12 protein-coding genes are annotated in these 18,953 nt (G+C 41.2%); 5 read left to right on the top strand and 7 right to left on the bottom strand.

The features are described from left to right. Positions 1 to 153 precede the first annotated feature (153 nt). On the top strand, positions 154 to 438 hold the full coding sequence (locus P2W72_RS11100) for a hypothetical protein (protein WP_276362266.1): 285 nt from the start codon (positions 154 to 156) through the stop codon (positions 436 to 438). Between the two features lie 30 nt (positions 439 to 468). On the opposite strand, the gene P2W72_RS11095 is transcribed toward P2W72_RS11100, so the two are convergent. The 6 genes from P2W72_RS11095 to P2W72_RS11070 all read right to left on the bottom strand — a co-directional run bounded on the left by P2W72_RS11095 (position 469) and on the right by P2W72_RS11070 (position 7,968). Continuing rightward, positions 469 to 1,335: an N-acetylglucosamine kinase gene (locus P2W72_RS11095; RefSeq protein ID WP_276362263.1), complete on the bottom strand. Its 867-nt coding sequence runs from the start codon at positions 1,333 to 1,335 to the stop codon at positions 469 to 471. An 8-nt stretch (positions 1,336 to 1,343) separates the two neighbouring features. Beyond that, the gene (locus P2W72_RS11090; RefSeq protein ID WP_276362260.1) at positions 1,344 to 1,736 is read right to left on the bottom strand and encodes a response regulator; all 393 of its coding nucleotides are present in this window, start codon (positions 1,734 to 1,736) and stop codon (positions 1,344 to 1,346) included. Positions 1,737 to 1,789: 53 nt separating this feature from the next. Then, positions 1,790 to 3,106, bottom strand: a complete 1,317-nt coding sequence (locus tag P2W72_RS11085; RefSeq protein ID WP_276362257.1) for a TolC family protein — start codon at positions 3,104 to 3,106, stop codon at positions 1,790 to 1,792. Positions 3,107 to 3,142: 36 nt separating this feature from the next. Then, entirely contained in the window at positions 3,143 to 6,241 is a 3,099-nt protein-coding gene (locus P2W72_RS11080) for an efflux RND transporter permease subunit (protein WP_276362254.1), read from the bottom strand. A gap of 52 nt (positions 6,242 to 6,293) precedes the next feature. Continuing rightward, positions 6,294 to 7,361: an efflux RND transporter periplasmic adaptor subunit gene (locus P2W72_RS11075; protein ID WP_276362250.1), complete on the bottom strand. Its 1,068-nt coding sequence runs from the start codon at positions 7,359 to 7,361 to the stop codon at positions 6,294 to 6,296. Between the two features lie 130 nt (positions 7,362 to 7,491). Next, positions 7,492 to 7,968: a MarR family transcriptional regulator gene (locus tag P2W72_RS11070; protein ID WP_276362247.1), complete on the bottom strand. Its 477-nt coding sequence runs from the start codon at positions 7,966 to 7,968 to the stop codon at positions 7,492 to 7,494. A gap of 127 nt (positions 7,969 to 8,095) precedes the next feature. Between P2W72_RS11070 and P2W72_RS11065 the strand changes: the two genes are divergently transcribed. After that, on the top strand, positions 8,096 to 9,901 hold the full coding sequence (locus tag P2W72_RS11065) for a PDZ domain-containing protein (RefSeq protein ID WP_276362244.1): 1,806 nt from the start codon (positions 8,096 to 8,098) through the stop codon (positions 9,899 to 9,901). Positions 9,902 to 10,113: 212 nt separating this feature from the next. On the opposite strand, the gene P2W72_RS11060 is transcribed toward P2W72_RS11065, so the two are convergent. Beyond that, positions 10,114 to 10,587: a hypothetical protein gene (locus tag P2W72_RS11060; protein WP_276362241.1), complete on the bottom strand. Its 474-nt coding sequence runs from the start codon at positions 10,585 to 10,587 to the stop codon at positions 10,114 to 10,116. Positions 10,588 to 10,725: 138 nt separating this feature from the next. Here P2W72_RS11060 and P2W72_RS11055 point away from each other — a divergent pair, with 138 nt between their 5' ends. The 3 genes from P2W72_RS11055 to P2W72_RS11045 form a co-directional block, all read left to right on the top strand. Continuing rightward, entirely contained in the window at positions 10,726 to 12,492 is a 1,767-nt protein-coding gene (locus P2W72_RS11055; RefSeq protein ID WP_276362238.1) for a long-chain fatty acid--CoA ligase, read from the top strand. 7 nt (positions 12,493 to 12,499) lie between these two features. Next, positions 12,500 to 14,194, top strand: coding sequence for a gamma-glutamyltransferase (gene ggt, locus P2W72_RS11050; RefSeq protein ID WP_276362235.1), 1,695 nt, complete (start codon positions 12,500 to 12,502; stop codon positions 14,192 to 14,194). Between the two features lie 433 nt (positions 14,195 to 14,627). Next, on the top strand, positions 14,628 to 18,953 hold a 4,326-nt coding region (locus P2W72_RS11045; RefSeq protein ID WP_276362233.1), incomplete at its 3' end, for a hypothetical protein.

Here is an 18,953-nt window from a genome sequence, read left to right as displayed (position 1 = left end):
CTAAGCACACAGGGTTGAGCCATAGAGCTCGAGGATGAAATTTTACAACTCTTGGCTGTGTTTTTTTAATTAATTAACAGAAGTATAAACCCGTTGACTTTAACTAGTCAACATTAAATATTTACGGATGAAACGTAATAAAATGTTAATAAGATGGTAAGAAGTAAAATGAATGCAATAAAGAACTGGATTAAATCTATGGGATTTGAGCTGGTTAACACTCATGACCTGAATGGCAGGAGCGTGAAAATTAATTACTACAGTCTCGGAAATTTTGGTATTTACGAAGAGATATCAAAGAAAGGGAAGGCTGCTGACCAGCTGCGCTTCATTTCCTGGAATCCGTGGGGAGTAGATTTTGAAGTCCATAGTGTGAAAGAGCTTTGTGAAGCTTATCAGGATAACAAGAGTTTTAGTCCGGAATTGTCTGAAAACTAAGGGATAAATTCATTCTTATCCTCTAAAAGATTAGAATTCGCGGACCAGTTTGTCGCCATTTTGGTATATGAAAGCTGAAAGTTCTTCTATCGGATGTTTTAGAATTTTTCCGGTTGAAATATTTTTGGCTTCACAACATTCTCTCAGGATATCTTCAAAGTGATAAGCAATTGATCCAACGAAGTGACAGGTATGTTTACTTGCATCAGGATAGGACTCCAGAATAGTGTCTATAAATTCATTAAATCCTGTTCTCAAAAGTTCCTGGATGTAAGGATGATTTTTATGCTCTGTCATGAAAGGTGAAAAACTCGCAAGGTAGAAATTCGGGTATGATTCCTTGTATATCTTTTTGATAATCAATTCTTTATCGATATTGAATTTTTTATCAAATGATTCTCTTAAGTCGGATGGCATAGTTTCGTATAAAAAACCTGTAACCAGCTTTTTCCCAAAATATGTACCTGAACCTTCGTCACCCAGGGCATATCCAAGTCCATGTTTGCTTTCCTGAATCTTTCTGCCGTCGAAATAAGTAACATTTGACCCGGTACCCAGAATGCAACAGATCCCCTGAGATGTACCTACTGTAGCATAAATAGATGCGATAACATCTATGTCGACACTTACAAAGGCATTCTTAAAGATTTTTGACAATGCATTGGATATAAGTTCCCGTTTGTCGGGACTGGAACAACCGGCTCCAAAGAAATATACTTCACTGACCTGTTCTGTATAAGGGTGTATTTCAGGAGTATTCTGGAATGCTTTTATGATATCCTTCTCAGATACAAAGAAAGGATTGAAACCATTGGTTCTGAAAGAGATGGTTCGTTTATCCGGGAGTGTTAATATCCAATCGGCTTTTGTTGATCCGCTGTCTGCAACTAATAACATAGTAAAATTTAAATTTCTTCGAGAATCTGATTGGTAAGGGGTTTGCCAATAAATTTCGAAACAAGATGGTTCTCGTTGGCTTTCTTGATGTCTTTAGGATCAAGTGAAGAGGTAAGCACATAGATTTTCATCTGTCCGGGCTTTAGCTCCGGAAGTTCAACTAATGCTTTTAAAAACTCAAAGCCATTCATTACCGGCATCCTCAGATCAAGAAATATAACCTCAGGTAACTCTTTTCCGGTTTTTAATAAATCCTTTATCAGTTTATAGCCCTCCATCGGCGATTCCATAACTGTAATAGATTCAGCATAGTTGCTGTTATCCAGAATCTTTCGATTGATCAGATTATCTATATAGCTGTCATCAATGAGCAGAACATTTTTATGTTTGAAAGAATTCATTCTATCAAAATTACTAATTCTTTGCATTTAAGCAAATGCAAAGAATTCAGGGCTTATTTCAGGTTTAACTTTCCGGAAATTTGCAGCAGGGCAGTCTCAGCCAGTTTTGCGTCATATTGAGCATTGGTATATCGTGCACTTGCGTCGATATAATTTCGTTGTGCTTCTCTGAATTCAAGAGGTGCAACACTTCCCAGTCTGAATTTTTCCAGGGTGATATCCATGTTTTGGCGGGCAACTTCCAGGTTTTGCTGCTCAAGCTTTACGAGTTCCAGATTTGTGAGAAAAGTTTGATAGAGTGATGCCAGTTGTGATGAGATGCTTTGATTTACTTTTTCAAATTGCAACCGGCTGCTTTCAATTTCAAGTTTTGCATTTGTTTCATTTCTTTTTTGCAGGTAACCATTGAAAATATTGATAGAGGCGCTAAGTCCGTAATTTAATCCCCGGCCTACTGAACTTCTTGCAAATCCCAATTCAGAAGTAGATTTGTTGAAATTATATCCTGAAGTAAGATTGACTACCGGATAGCGGTTTCCTTTAACTTCTTTCAGGTTAATTTCTGCGATCCTGCGGTTAATTAATGCCGATTGAAGGCTGGGATTAAGTTTAGCTGCAGAATTCTGTAATTCTTCCAAAAGTATTCCTTCAAGAATGGCGATAGTGTCTGAAACACTGAAATCTGTATTGATTTCCCTTGCAAGAAGTTCGTTAAGCCTGATTTTAGTGCTTCTGTAGCTATCAATCTGTCTGAGCAGGTTGGTGGTATCTGTATTCAGGTCAACGGATGCGGCAAGCACTTCAAGCTTTGCTGCTTTACCTATTCCATACCTGCTTTGTGAGTTTTTTAATCTTAATCTGGAAATATTAAGAGCCTCATTTAATGCTTTGATCTGCTGTTGCTGCTGTACCAGATTATAGTAGCTGCTGATTACGTCAGCAAGGGTGTTCTGTACGGTAAGCCTGAAACTAGCTTCTCCGAGCTGTTCTATTTCTTTCAGTTTATCATATCTGGCAAACATCTGAAAACCATCGAATACCTGCCAGTTTAATACCGGTCCGTAAACCAGACTGGAGTTTTTGGCCCCGTTTCTTTCCTGAATAACACCACTTGATAATGTCTGCCTGGTATTTGAAACAGTATTATTTGTGTTAAAATTACCTGTAACAGCAGGCAGCATTCCTGCAATAGCACTGTTTACATTATTTTTTGCAATTTCAACATCATTTTTATTCAGTTTGATATCATAATTGTTTTCCAGAGCCAATTGTACAGCCTGTTCCAGACTTAATTTCTCCTGTGCCTGAATAGTGTTGCCAGCAAGCAATACAATCAGGAATAAAATTCTTTTCAATGTTCTTCTGTTCATAAACAATTTATACAGGTATTCTCTAAAAGCTTTAGATTAAGCATTTGTCAATTCCACTTCCTCCTGCTTTTCCTTCATTTCCGGACGGGTCTTATGCTCTCTTGACCACATAGAGTAAATAGCCGGGATAACGTAAAGAGTAAGTATTAGCGAGAATAATGTCCCGCCGATAATCACAATACCCATACTCATCCTGCTTTTTGCTGCCGCACCCAAAGCCATAGCAATTGGCAATGCACCTAAAGCAATGGCAAGACTCGTCATTAAAATCGGTCTTAAACGGGCTACTGCTGCCTCAATGATTGCTTCCCTGAGTGGTTTTCCCTGTTCTTTCAGCTGATTGGCAAACTCTACAATCAGGATACCATTTTTTGTAACGAGTCCGATCAGCATGATGGTTCCAATCTGACTGAAAATATTCCAGGTCTGGCCAAAGAGCCATAGTGAAAGAAATGCTCCTGCTACAGCCATTGGAACAGTCAGAATGATGATAAAAGGATCTACAAAACTTTCGAATTGTGCGGCCAGAATCAGGTAAACAAGTAAGAGTGCCAAAGCAAATGCAAATAGTGTATTGGATGAACTTTCCCTGAAGTCACGCGACTCACCGCCGAGGTCAGTAGTAAATGTATCGTCAAGTATTTTGGCAGCCACTTTGTCCATTGCATCAATGCCATCTCCTAAGCTTTTTCCCGGGGCAAGTCCGGCAGAAACTGTAGCCGACATGAAACGGTTATTATGGTACAATTGAGGAGGAGTACTTGTTTCGACCATTTGTACCAGATTGTCAAGCTGTATTAATTCGCCTTTATTATTGCGCACAAAAATAGAAGTCAGATCGAGTGGATCATCACGGTCTGCACGTTCATACTGGCCGATAACCTGGTATTGTCGTCCATTCATCTGGAAATAGGCAAAACGCTGGCCACTCAGGGCAAATTGCAGGGTTTGCGCAACATCCAGAATGGATACACCCAGATTTTTTGATTTTTCCCTGTCAATCGAAATGTTAATCTCGGGTTTATTAAATTTCAGATTTGCATCAGTTACAGTAAATGTTGGATCCTGGCTGATCTCATCCATAAACAGAGGCAGTTTCTCGCGCAGTTTTTCGAAATTCGGTGCCTGGATAATATAATTTACCGGTAAGCCGCCTCTTCGTGTAACCGAAATTGTTGGCTGCTGAATAACGAATACCCTTCCTTCAGTATAGGATTTGGTTACTTTGGTCAGCTTTTCAGCTACCTGAGCCTGCGTAGTTTCCCTTTCTGAAGGATCACTTAAACGAATCCTCAGAAATCCGGTATTTGCAGCACCCGATCCACTGAATCCCGGAGAGGTTACAGTCAGGTTAAATTCCTTTTCAGGAATTGAATCATCTACCATTTGTGAAAGTTTCAGAATGAAATTATCGGTATAGTCGTATGATGAACCTTCGGGAGTTGTAACCTGCATATTTACGGCAGCACGATCGTCATAAGGAGCTGTTTCTTTTTGTAAAACTGCCCAGAATAAAACAATCAGGCCGATACAGGCAATGATTATTGGAAAAGCTGTCCACCGCTTTTTCATAAAGTTGGTCAGTGAATCAGAATAACCCGAAGTCATTTTTTCGAAGTAAGGTTCTGACCAATTGTAGAATTTGGTTTTCTTTTTATTGGCCTTCATCATGTATGCATTCAGCATCGGAGTTAATGACAATGACACGAATGCCGATATTAATACCGCCGAACCAATGACGACTCCGAATTCCCGGAAGAGACGCCCTACAAAGCCTTCGAGAAAGATTACCGGAAGAAATACAGCCGCAAGGGTAACGGAAATCGAAATTACTGCAAAGAAAATCTCATTTGAACCTTTTATTGCCGCTTCTATAGGGCTATATCCTTCTTCAAGCTTTTTGAAAATATTTTCCGTAACAACAATTCCGTCGTCTACAACCAATCCGGTTGCCAGTACAACCGCCAGAAGCGTAAGTACGTTCACAGAAAAACCGAAAAGGTACATGATAAAGAAGGTAGAGACCAGTGATACCGGGATATCAATCAGCGGCCTGAAAGCGATACTCCAGTCTCTGAAGAAAATATAAATAATCAGAATAACCAGAATCAGGGAGATCAGGATTGTTTCTGCCACCTCTGTTACCGAGCGTTTGATGAACACGGTAGTATCCAGGGCAATGTCAACCTTGAAATCTTCCGGTAGTTCTTTCTTTAACTGCTCATAGCGTTTGTAAAATTCATCAGATATTTCGAGGTAGTTAGCGCCGGGTTGAGGGATCAAACCCATTCCTATCATCGGTGTGCCTGATGAACGAAGCATTGTTTCCTCATTTTCAGGCCCCAGAATAGCAGTGCCGATATCTCTCAGCCTGACGATATTGTCGCCCGAACTTTGTATGATGAGATTGTTAAACTGTTCTTCATTGGATAGATTTCCCAGTGTCTTAACAGATAACTCGGTTGAGTTTCCGGTAATTTTTCCGGATGGAAGTTCAACATTTTCTCTGTCCAGTGCATTTTTTACATCAAGCGCAGTAAGTCTGTATGCTGCCAGTTTTGCCGGGTCGATCCAGATACGCATGGCAAAACGTTTTTGCCCCCAGATTTGAACGCCGCTTACTCCCGGTATTGTCTGAAGGCGTTGAGAAATAACATTTTCTGCATAATCGCTCAGCTCCAGCTGATTTCTGCGATCACTCTGAAGGGTCATTGACAGAATTGCTTCTGAGTTTGCATCAGCCTTTGAAACAACCGGCAGACCATCAATATCTTTAGGTAAGTTTCTTACGGCCTGTGAAACCTTATCGCGAACATCGTTCGCTGCTTCTTCCAGTTCTTTATCGAGGTTAAATTCAATATTGATATTACTGGTTCCCTGATTACTTGATGATGAGATATTCTTGATGCCTTCAATACTGTTTATTGCTTTTTCCAGCGGCTCGGTAATCTGCGATTCTATAATATCGGAGTTTGCACCCGGATAACTGGTACGTACCGAAACAACCGGAGGGTCAATGGAAGGAAACTCTCTGACTCCCAGGAATTTGAATCCAATGACACCGAAAAGAACCAGTAAAAGATTCATTACGATTGCCAGAACGGGTCTTTTTATACTGGTGGTTGATAAGCTCATGTTGTTGTTTTATGTTTAAAAACTAATGTAGAACTAAACTCAGAGGGGGGGATTAATTACCCACTATTACATTTACCGGCATGCCTTCTTTCATTGACATAATACCAGTAGTTATTACTGTATCTCCAACATTTAATCCGGAAGTGATTAAAATCTGTTTGTCTGTTCTGGTCCCGGTTTCTACCATTACTTCTTTAGCTTTTCCCTTAGAACTGACATATACTTTTTTACCCTGTAGAACCGGAATTACTGATTCGGTAGGAATCAGTATGGCATCATTTGTGCTTGAGAGGGGAAGATCAATCTTTGCAAATGACCCCGGAAGGAGTTCCCCTTTGGAATTAGACGCTTTTGCTTTAAGCTGAAGTGTACGTGTTGCAAGGTCGATGCCCGGTTCTATCGCATAAATACGGGCATTGTAGGTGGTTTTTGATCCTGCTACACTGAAAGCGATGTCGGTATTCAGTTTTATTAATCCGGCATATTTTTCAGGAATTGAGAAAAGGATCTTTACCGGGTCAGTACTCACCAAACGTGCTATGGTACTTGAAGGAGTTAAATACTCGCCTGAAGAGATTGATCTTAACCCGATTTTACCACTGAACGGAGCTATAATCTGTGTTTTTGCCAGCTGGGCTCTGATTAGCTGTGTTTGCGATTGCAATGAGCGGAGTTCTGCAAGAGCAACATCATATTCTTCCTTGCTGATAGCTTCTTTTTCCAGTAATTGCTTAGCACGTGATTCAGTTTCCTGCGCAAGTTTTTGCTTGGTCAGTGCCTGAGAAAGCTGTGCCTGAAGTTCCTGATCATTGATTTTGATCAGTAATTTACCTTTGCTTACAGAGCTTCCTTCACTGAAATATATTCCGGTTACCAGTCCTGAGATCTCACTTCGTATATCTACCTGTTCATTGGCTTCAATCGAACCTGCAACTGAAAGTGAGTTCGAAAAATCTTCGGCTTTAGTTATTATTCCGCTGACCTTCATTGGGGCACTAGCACCCGCCGTTCCACGACCACTGCCCTGCACCTGCATAGCCTTATTTTTATTCAGACGGTAGTAAACCATTGCCCCGATAAGAAGCGCAATAAAGAAATATACGATATACTTAGTTTTCATCTGTTTTGTTTTTGTTTTTTTTAATGTTGATGAACCTGCCTGCCGGTAGGCAGGCCTGCCTGCCTACCGGCAGGGCACTCATGATTTTGATAATCATACCGCTGCGGGTTTTAGCAAAATCATGATGGTTTCATATAATTGAATGGGTTTTCGTGTATGTAGAATAGGATTTTTTAAGGTTGCCGGAAACGATTTTTACCAGGTTATCTTCTATAATATGTAATACTTCGCAGAACGTTTTTTTCTGTTCATCGCTAAGGTTCTCAAGTGATGCATCGTTCAGAATTGCAATAGCATCCCTGATAACAGGAATGTCCTCTTTGGCTTTTAAAGTAAGCGTTATCAGCTGCTCCCTGCGATCCTGAGGGTTTTTTTCTCTATGTATGTAGTCTCTTTCCTCAAGATAATCAAGTATGGTAACCATGTAAGATTTGTCAATATTCAATATCTCTGCAAGTGCTTTTTGGGTTAACAACTGTTCATGCGAATCTATTAGCACCAGAACATAGTGATATCTGTCCAGAGATAGCTGATGTACCATTCTGGAGAGTACATTCAGATATTTTTTAGAGACTGCTAGTAAAGGATTGGCTAGTGGTTCCCTCATAATTGGTATTACAAATCTATTTTTAAACTTCACAAATAGTTGAATGTAGCAACTATTTTACAGCTTAGTTCAGTATGCATTTCTAATGAATGTATAAAAAGCTATTTTTGGCCACCAATTATTTTTTATGAAATATATTTTCTCTTTTATCATTATTGTATTTATGGCCAATAATCTGAATGCTCAAAATAAGATTGCATTTGAAGTTTCATTTTCGGAACCCCAGACGCACTATGCGGATGTTGAAATGGAAATTTCGGAGTTGAAATCGGCTTATATAGATCTGAAAATGCCTGTTTGGACTCCCGGCTCGTACCTGATCAGGGAATTTGCAAAAAATGTAGAATCTTTCCGGGCTTTTAATGCTTCAGGAGCTGAGCTGCCGGCAGAAAAAATTAATAAAAATACCTGGAGAGTAAGTTCCGGAAACACCGGCAGAATAAAAGTAAGATACAGAGTGTATGCTTTTGAAATATCTGTAAGAACCAGTTTTGTTGATGAATCGCATGCATTCTTATCACCTGCAGGAATCTTTATGTATCCTGACGGACAGCTTAATGCATCATCTGAAGTTAGTATTAAGCCATACAAAACCTGGACGAAAATTTCAACAGGTTTAGAGAAACTGGCATCTAAAGCAAATACTTTTATTGCTTCTGATTTTGATATTCTTTATGATTCGCCGATAGAAGTGGGTAATCAGGATGTTTTCGAATTTGATGCAGAGGGCGCCAGACATGAAGTTGCAATGTATGGCGGAGGTAATTACGATAAGGAGGTTCTGAAGCGTGATATGGCAAAGATCGTTGCAGAGCAAACCAAAACATTTGGGGTAAATCCGAATAAGAGATACGTATTTATCGTCCATAATTTCAATTCCGGAGGAGGAGGTTTAGAGCATCTGAATTCCACCGTTTTGGGTGCAAGCCGTAATTCTTATAATACAGAGGCAGGTCTTTTAAGATTTCTTGGCCTTGTATCACATGAGTATTTTCATCTCTGGAATGTGAAGCGGCTTCGCCCGATTGCATTGGGTCCGTTTAATTATGATCAGGAAAATTATACCAGCAATTTATGGATCGCCGAGGGTTTTACTGCATATTATCAGGATATCTACACCAAGAGGGCAGGCCTGCAAAGTGCAGAGCATTACCTGATGAATCTGGCCGGTACAATCAGTTCTGTTGAAAATCAGCCGGGAAATCGTGTTGATCCGGTAAGTCAGGCCAGTTTTGATGCATGGATCAAGCAATATCGTCCGAATGAGAATTCAGCAAATTCTACTATATCTTATTACAGTAAGGGTGCTTTGATAGGTTTGATCATGGATCTGGAAATTATTAATTCTACCAAAACAAAAGCCGGACTGGATGAGGTCATGAAAGCGATGTATGATGAATATTATACAAAAAAAGGCCGCGGATATACCGATGCTGAGTTCAGATCAATGCTTGAAAAGGTGTCAGGGAAATCTTTTGAAGATGTTTACAGGGATTATGTTAACGGAGTAAAGACCATCGATTACAATAAATATTTTGCCTATGCAGGACTAACATTGATCGACGATGCGGCTGTGGGTAAGGATGCCTATCTGGGGGCAGTAACAGCTTTGAAGGATGGTAAGATCGTAGTAACCAATGTGAGTCGACAGAGCCCGGCCTGGAATGCCGGCCTGAATGTAAATGATGAAATTTTGTCTATGGATAATTATCGTATCAACAATGTTTCTGATCCGCGGTTATCTGAAGTTGATAAATTCATTTCAGGCAAAAAAACAGGCGATAAGGTAAATATTACTGTTAACCGTGATGGTTTGATCAGGGATATTGAAGTGATTCTGGTTAGAAATCCGAATCATAAATTCAGGATTGCCTCTTTACCGAATCCAACTGAAGCGCAGTTGGCTGTTAGAAAGAGATGGCTCAGATTGTAAATCTTTTAGCTGATTATTGATCTATTTATATGAAATTATTAACGATTATTCGGGGATTTGATCAAAATTCGATCAAAAGATCGTTCTTATGAAGCCGTTTTGAACAAAAATGGAAGAAAGATTTATTGTCGTTTGTTGTTTTATATAGAAAAAGCAAAAAAAAGCAGGGTGCCCGAATTTTTTGGACACCCTGCTTTTTTTTATAAATCCTATCAGAATGTAAATCGTAATGCCAATCCTACGTCTCCTGACCCGAATCCGGTATTTGGAGTTAATTCAAGTCGTGGCCTCCAGTCAATAGCCAGATTGATCGGGGCCTCTGCGATTTTGTAATCCAATCCGATAACACCATCAGCACTCAGGAACATCTCGCCCTCAAAATCTTTCACTTTATAAGATCCGATACTACCACCTGCGCCATAGTACCAGGTTAATCCCGGAGCATTATTAATGGGATTATGAACTTCATACAATCCCGTAAAAATAAAACGGTTCAGATTATCGTTATTTCTGAAAGACAGGTTAAAATCCAGAGCCTTGTTTGATTGCAGAAAAGTTTTGTAGTTCAGTCCATTGTAAGAACCCAGTCTTACCCCAATGGCATTATTGTAAGATTGTGCATTTGCATTTGAGTCAGCAAATAAAATTAATCCGACTGTTAAACAAAGTAAAAATAGCTTTTTCATATTATTCATAATTTAATAACAGGATATACCCAAAAACAATGCCAATGGTTAGAAATTATTTTTTAGAATTATTTCTCGATTCAGCAGCCCTTAATTTTAGCGAATTTATTAAATTACACTTGAATATGAATCGATGATATGGGAGAAATAACACGGGTTTTTGATCTTCTTACACATTCTCTGGAGAATCATCGTAAGGATGATATGGTAGCAGCCAAGCGCGATGGTAGCTGGGTGAAATATTCTACTGAAAGCTTCATTGAGCAGGTTAATTTGTTAAGCCTCGGCTTGATAGCAAGGGGGATAAAGAAGGATAGCAAGGTGGCAATCATGTCGCCAAACCGTCCGGAATGGAATATTTGCGATTTCGGGATTATGCAGATTGGTGCTGCCCAGGTGCCGATGTATCCTACCCTGGCTGAGAGTGATATTAAATTTATTATTCGTGATGCTGATGTCAAGATCGTATTCGTTTCGGATCTGTCACTGTATAATAAACTGAACAAAGTCAGAACTGAAGAGGACATAGCATTCGAAATATTCAGTTTCGACAGGATTGATGGAGTTCCTCACTGGTCGGATATTCTGAAGTCTGGTGCTGATGCACAATTTCAGGATTTGGATGCATACCGGCAAGCCATTAGTCCGGATGATCTGCTAACCTTAATCTATACTTCCGGAACTACGGGAACCCCGAAAGGTGTCATGCTCACTCATGATAATCTGGTCAGTAACTTTAAAGCATCTTCTGTTTTATATCCTGAAGACTTTAAAAAGGCATTAAGTTTTCTGCCTCTTTCTCATATTTTCGAACGCATGGTGCTGTATATGTATTTCTATCTTGGCATATCAGTTTATTATGCACAAAGTATAGATACTATTGTTGCTGATCTGGCAGAAGTAAAGCCACATGGTTTTACAACCGTGCCCCGTTTGCTTGAGAAGGTATACGATCGCATTGTTGCAAAAGGAGCTGAATTAACAGGAATAAAGAAGCAGTTATTCTTCTGGGCCCTTAATCTTGGGCTCAGGTATGAACTGGACGGTGCAAATGGTTTCTGGTATGAGTTTCAGTTGAAGATTGCCAATAAGCTGATATTTAAAAAATGGAGAGAGGCTTTAGGAGGAAATGTTATTGCACTGGTATCAGGAGGGGCAGCACTTCAGCCACGACTTGCAAGGGTATTCAGAGCTGCAGGTATGCCGGTGCTTGAAGGTTATGGTCTAACTGAAACATCACCCGTGATAGCAGTTAATGGTCTGGGACCTGGTGATTCCAAATTTACCACCGTAGGTAAACCGATCAGGGGGGTTGAAGTTAAAATTGCCGAAGACGGAGAGATACTTTGTAAGGGGCCTAATATCATGAAGGGCTATTATAATCGTCCGGATCTCAGCGCTGAGGTAATCGATAAAGATGACTTTTTTCATACCGGGGATATCGGTGAAATGGTGGATGGGAAATATCTGCGGATTACCGACAGGAAAAAGGAGATATTTAAAACTGCCGGAGGTAAATATATTGCTCCGCAAATTCTGGAGAATAAGTTTAAGGAGTCGCCCTATATTGAACAGGTCATGGTAATCGGAGAAAATGAGCGATTCCCGGCGGCATTGATATTGCCTAACTTTCCTGCCATCCGGGGATGGTGTGATCGGAATAATATTGCTTATACCACGAATGCTGAAATGGTTAAAGATCAGCGTGTGATTAATAAGATACAATCGGTAATCGATCATTTTAATCAGGGTTTTGGGCATTGGGAGCAGGTTAAAAAGTTTGAGCTGCTTAGTGATGAGTGGAGTATTGACGGAGGGGAACTCACTCCAAAACTGAGCCTGAAGAGAAAGGTAATATTAGAAAAGTATAAATCATTAGTAGAAAATATTTACAGGAATGTATAATTTAAGAATGAGCAGAAATTTAAAGCTTATAGCAGTCATACTCAGTTTGGGTATTTTATTGACAGCATGTGCGGGCGGACAAGTTGCACAGAATAATAGCGGGCAATATAAAAACGGTATGGTGGTTTCTGCCCATCCTTCAGCTTCAAAAGTGGGACTGGATATCCTTAAAAAAGGAGGAAATGCAGTTGATGCAGCTGTTGCCGTACAGTTTGCACTTGCGGTAGTATATCCAACAGCAGGTAATCTTGGTGGTGGTGGGTTTTTGGTCTATCGTTCTGCCGGGGGGGAGGTAGCAACACTTGATTTTCGTGAAAAAGCTCCGGGAAAAGCAAGCAGGAATATGTATCTGGATGCTGCAGGGAATGCCATACCTGAGAAAAGCTTATTTGGTCATCTGGCTGCAGGTGTTCCGGGAAGTGTGGACGGAATGGTTAAGGCTCATGAAAAATTCGGTAAGCTGAGATGGGCTGATCTTGTTCAGCCGGCAATTGATCTGGCAAGAAATGGGTTTCCTGTTACTGAAAAGCAGGCCGAAGAACTGAATGAAATGCAGGAGCCATTCAGGAAATTCAATCCTGACAAAACCTATTTTATCAAGAGTAAATTTACCGGCGGAGATACCTGGGTTCAGGAAGATCTGGCAAAGACTCTTGAATTAATCAGGGATAAAGGGCGTGAAGGTTTTTACTCCGGTGAGGTAGCGGATCTTATTGTAGCTGAAATGGCTGCTGGTGGTGGCTTAATCAGTAAAGAAGATCTGAAGAACTATCAGGCACAATGGCGCGAACCTTTGATTGGGAAGTACAAGGATTATAAGGTTATTACCATGCCTCCGGTATCCAGTGGCGGGATTGCCCTGCTGCAGCTTCTTAACTCTGTGGAGCCTTTCCCTCTAAAACGTTATGGACATAATTCTGATTCTGCTATGCAGGTAATGATTGAGGCAGAGCGAAGGGTTTATGCCGACAGGGCCACCCACCTGGGAGATCCTGATTTTTATAAAGTGCCACAGAAACAGTTAATTGATCCCTCTTATTCAAAAATGAGAATGAACAATTTTAACTGGAATAAAGCTACACTGAGTACAGATGTAAAGGCAGGTGAATTTCCGAAAGAAAGTGAAGAGACTACCCATTTTTCTATTGTAGACCGCGAGGGGAATGCAGTTTCTCTTACAACCACCCTGAATGGGGGCTATGGCTCCATGGTTTTTGTGAAGGGAGCAGGATTTCTGCTTAATAATGAAATGGATGATTTCTCGGTTAAACCGGGGGCTCCGAATATGTACGGATTGCTGGGTGGTGAAGCGAACTCAATCGTTCCTGAAAAGCGAATGCTAAGTTCTATGACCCCTACCATACTGGAAAAGAATGGCGATCTTTTTATGGTAGTTGGCACACCGGGTGGATCCACAATCATTACCTCTGTTTTTCAGACTATTCTGAATGTCATTGAGTTTGATATGAATATGCAGGCTGCGGTGAATGCCAAACGTTTTCATCATCAGTGGATGCCGGATGAGGTAGTTGTTGAAAAGGGGAGTCCGGATAGTTTAACAAGACTGAAACTTGAAGGTAAAGCCTACAAATTCAGAGAAAGAAGAGCAATTGGCAGGGTAGATGCGATACTGAAGACCCGCTGGGGTTATTACGAAGGTGGTGCTGATCCGAGAGGAGATGATACCAGGCTGGGATGGTAGAAGCAAACCGGTTCAAACATTCATTCAATTTGTTCTGGCTTGCTATTCTTAATAGCAGGACCGTTGAATGATAGTGATTCATCCATTTTGTAGCTTGTGTAAGTGGTCCAGCTTTTTCAGATCATGCTTTTATACTGAAGGATACCTGATTCAATTATGGTATCTGGGTACTTATTTATTTTGTTAAAAAAATATCCTTTTGTGATAATAAGTTGTCTGTATCAATAACGGGGGAATTTTTTCTACAGTTTTGATGAAATTATTTCGTTTTGAAGTGTTTTTTTACCCGTTTTTACAGGTTTCCCTCTGTTTTTTTAGTATTTTAGACTAAAGAAAAGCTTTGTTTTTTTGGCAGGGTTTATGTCATGTACTTTAGGTACTCCCGAACAGCGAAATATGCCATCATTGCTACTCTGTTTTGGAGAAAAGAATAATGAGGTTAAGAGTACTTTTAATATTTTTTCTTACCCTTTGTCTGGGGAACATTGCATTTGCTCAACGTACGGCAAGTGTTAGTGGCGACTGGAATAGTACTGCCACCTGGGGTGGTCAAACGGTTCCGGGTTCAGGAGATGCCGTAACTATTAATCCGGGAATAAGTGTGACAGTTAGTTCGGCGGCTTATGCAGCCTCTGTCTCACTGGGGAATGGTTCATTAATTACAGTAAATTCTTCAGTCACTTTAACAGTTAGTGGTGCAATTTCTATTCCGCATGTTGATCTCACCAATGTTAGTGTCGTCTTTACAGGAGGCGGAAGCATTGCTGCAGCTTCATTAAATATTGGAAATGCCACTGTTGCCTCGGGAAAAGCGACTGTTTCAACTACACTTACGAGTGATCTGGGAACTTTATCCCTAAGCGGTAATCTGACTCTTCAATCAACACAGGGATCCAATGCACAGCGATTGCAAAATGCTGTGCTCAGTCATGATGCCGGTGTGATTACTGTTGGAGGTACTTTTACTACAATAAATGGAGCCAACAGTTCAAGCACTTATACAATGGGTGCGGGAAGTCCGGAACTTGTTCTTTCTGGGGCTACACCTTTCACCCTGAGTGGTACGGGGGTGAATACCCTGACTTTTACGGGTACCGGAGCAACAGTAAATTATGCATATAACGGTGCCCAGTCGCTTAGAGCAGCCACTTATACAAATCTTACCCTTTCAGGTTCGGGCAATAAAACAATTCCGGCTTCAACTACTGTAAATGGTACTGTTTCTATGCAGGGGACAGCCGCTGCAATCAGTAATGCTATTGTTTATGGGGGTTCAGGTACTCTTGAGTATAAAGGAAGTGCAGTTCAGACGAGTACTTCGATTGAATTTCCTGCGAGCAGCGGCCCCCTTATTTTGAAAGTTAATAACAGTTCCGGGGTAAATCTGCATGCAGCAAGAACTGTTGGTACCCTGACAATCGGAAATGTTATTTCTGGGAGTATTTTTAATGATAATGGAAATCAGCTTACTTCAACCGGAACCCTGAATCTGACATCCGGAACATTGGCTTTGGGAAATGGCATTAGTTCAACCAGCTTCCCTGCTTTTGCCACAGTGAATATTGCGGCTCAAACAACCGTTGATTATAAATCCACAGCTGCTCAAACCATCGCAGCGGTCAATTATTATCATCTTTCAAACAGCGGAAATGGTAGCAGAACACTCTCGTCAACAGGAACAATTGGTGTAGCAGGAGCATTTACACCAAGTACCGGAACAAATACGGTGACTTCAAGTACGGTTAATTTTAATGCTCCCGGTGCACAGACAGTTCCGGCGTTCAATTACTATAATCTGACGATTTCAGGGAATATGGGTGGTGCCAATTTAACACTTGTAAATGGCGGAACAATTGGTGTTGCGGGCGTATTGTCATTTGAAGCCACTAATGTTGTATATGTAAAGACAGGAAATACCATTGATTTTAATGGAAGCGGTGCACAGACTATTCCGGCCTTTAATTATAATAACCTCAGCATTTCAGGAAGCAAAGGTGGTGCGAATGTGACTCTGGTAAATGGCACTATTGGGGTTGCAGGTACATTTTCTGCTACAGCCACAAATACTAATTATATCATTACCGGAAATACCTTCGATTATAATGGTGCCGGTGCTCAAACCATATCAGCACTTAATTATAATAATCTTACTATTTCCGGGAACAGGGGCGGTACGAATGTGACTTTGGTAGATGGTGGCACGATTGGTATTGCGGGAACATTCTCTGCTACGGCCACGAATGCAAGTTATATCATTACTGGAAATACTATTGATTTCAATGGAGCAGGAATACAGACTATTCCTGCTTTTAATTATAACAATCTCAACATTTCAGGGGACAGGGCTGGTGCGAATGTAACCCTGGCAAATGCAGGTACAATTGGGATTGCCGGAACATTTTCTGTCACAGCCACAAATATTATTTATATTAAAACAGCTAATACAGTTAATTTCAATGGCTCGGGATCTCAGAGTATTCCGGCATTTGAATTTAATAACCTGACGATATCGGGCTCAAGAGGTGGGGGGATCATTACCCTTGTTAATGGAGGTACGATAGGGATTACAGGATCACTTTCCATTACAGCATCGGGCACAAGCTATACTATTACCGGGAATACGATAGATTTTCACGGAAGTACTTCTCAGGCAATTCCAGCATTCACTTATAATAACCTTACACTCTCTAATTCAGGAGGAGCTACCATTAGTGCTGATATTAACGTAAACGGGGTATTATCATTTAGTTCCGGAATCATTACCACAGGTGTTAATAAAGTAATTCTTGGAAGTTCTGCCTCAATTTCAGGTGCCGGAAGTGGTAAATATGTATATGGAAATTTAAGACGGGGAATACCTGCAACAAGTAACTTTTCAGCGGATTTTGCTATTGGAGATGCTTCAAATTATACTCCGGTTACAATTCTCTTTTCCGGGACTCCGGGTGGTTCCGGAACCCTTGATGTTTCTACTGCTGCTGAGCAACCGCCTCTTGCTTCAGGAATAAGTCAAACGAAATACCTTAATCGTAAATGGACACTGGTTAATAACGGTGTTACATTTACTTCTTTCAGTTCCACATTTAATTTTGTTGCCGGAGATATAGCAGGTTCAGCTAATCCATTAAATTTTATTATTGCTAAAAATGATGGAGGTACATGGTCTGCACCAGGTATCGGAAACAGAACCAGTACCAGCACGCAGTCTGTTAGTCAAACATCTTTTAGTGATTATTATATCGGAGAGTCCGTTCCTGCAACAAGGCTCGTTATAACAGGTAACAGTACTCAGACTGCCGGCGCAGCTCAAAACATTACTATTACTGCTAAAGATGATGCCGGCAATACCGTTACAGGCTATACCGGGGATAAGAGTCTGACTTTCAGTGGTGCAAACTCCTCTTTGAGTCCTGTCAATGCTCCTACAGTTTCTGATAAGACGGGTATTGCGGTTAATTTTGGAACAGGAACAACAATTACTTTTACCAATGGTGTTGCTACGGTATCGGGCAGTAATAACGGGGTGCTGAAGCTGTACAAGGCAGAGGCTGCAGTCATTGCAGTTACTGATGGTACCATTAGCTCAACAGGAGCAGATCGTTTGAGTGTAACAGTCAGTGCGGGTGCCTTTAATAAGATGACAGTAAGTCTGGCAAGTCCGCAGATCAATTCGACAGCTTTTACGGGAACCAATATATTGACAGCACTTGATGCTTATGGTAATACGGTTACCAGTTTTGATGCTTCATCAAATAATATTACAGTTACTTCCAGTCTTAGTGGTTCGATCAGCGGATTGAGTAATGGTGATAAATTGAATAATATCGCAGATTTCAGCAATGGTATTGCAAATTTAACTACTAAGCTTACCTTCACCGGAACTGCCGGTACAGGCACATTCACTTTTACACCTGCCTCAGGAACGGCTGTTACCAGCAGTAATGTAACGGTTACGGCCGGTAGTCCGGCACAGCTGACGATCACCACCCAGCCTGTTGGCGGGGCCAGCGGAGCGGTTTTAAGCACTCAGCCTGTAATTGCCATCCGTGATGCGCAGGGGAACCTGACGGGCAGTACAGCCAGTGTGAGTGTGGCGATCAAAACGGGTACGGGCGGAACTCTGGGTGGAACAACATCAGTTACTGCCGTAGCAGGTACGGCGACGTTCACGAACCTGACCTTAGCCGGAACTGTTGGGGAGAACTATACACTTGAATTTAGTTCTGGTTCGCTTGTTGCAGTTGTCAGTACAAATGTCACTGTATCAGCGGGTACTCCGACTCAGCTTGTCATTACAACTCAGCCTGTTGGCGGAGCCAGTGGAGCTGTCTTAAGCACTCAGCCTGTAATTGCTATCCGTGATGCGCAGGGAAACCTGACGGGCAGTACAGCGAGTGTGAGTGTGGCGATCAAAACGGGTACGGGCGGAACGCTGGGTGGAACAACATCAGTTACTGCCGTAGCAGGTACAGCGACCTTCACGAACCTGACTTTAGCCGGAACTGTTGGAGAGAACTATACGCTGGAGTTTACTTCTACCGGGCTTACAGCAGTGACCAGCAGCAATGTAACGGTTACGGCGGGAAGCCCTTCACAATTGACAATCACGACCCAGCCAGTTGGCGGGGTGAGTGGGGCTTTATTAACGACTCAGCCTGTAATTGCTATCCGTGATGCGCAGGGAAACCTGACAGGCAGTACAGCGAGTGTTAGTGTATCGATCAAGAGTGGTGCTGGTGGTAATTTAGGTGGAGCGACT

Origin of the sequence: Daejeonella sp. H1SJ63 (assembly GCF_029360775.1) — a bacterium.
Lineage (GTDB): Bacteria > Bacteroidota > Bacteroidia > Sphingobacteriales > Sphingobacteriaceae > Daejeonella.
The sequence above is the reverse complement of the archived record's forward strand: the minus strand, read 5'-3'. Positions and strand labels throughout refer to the sequence as shown.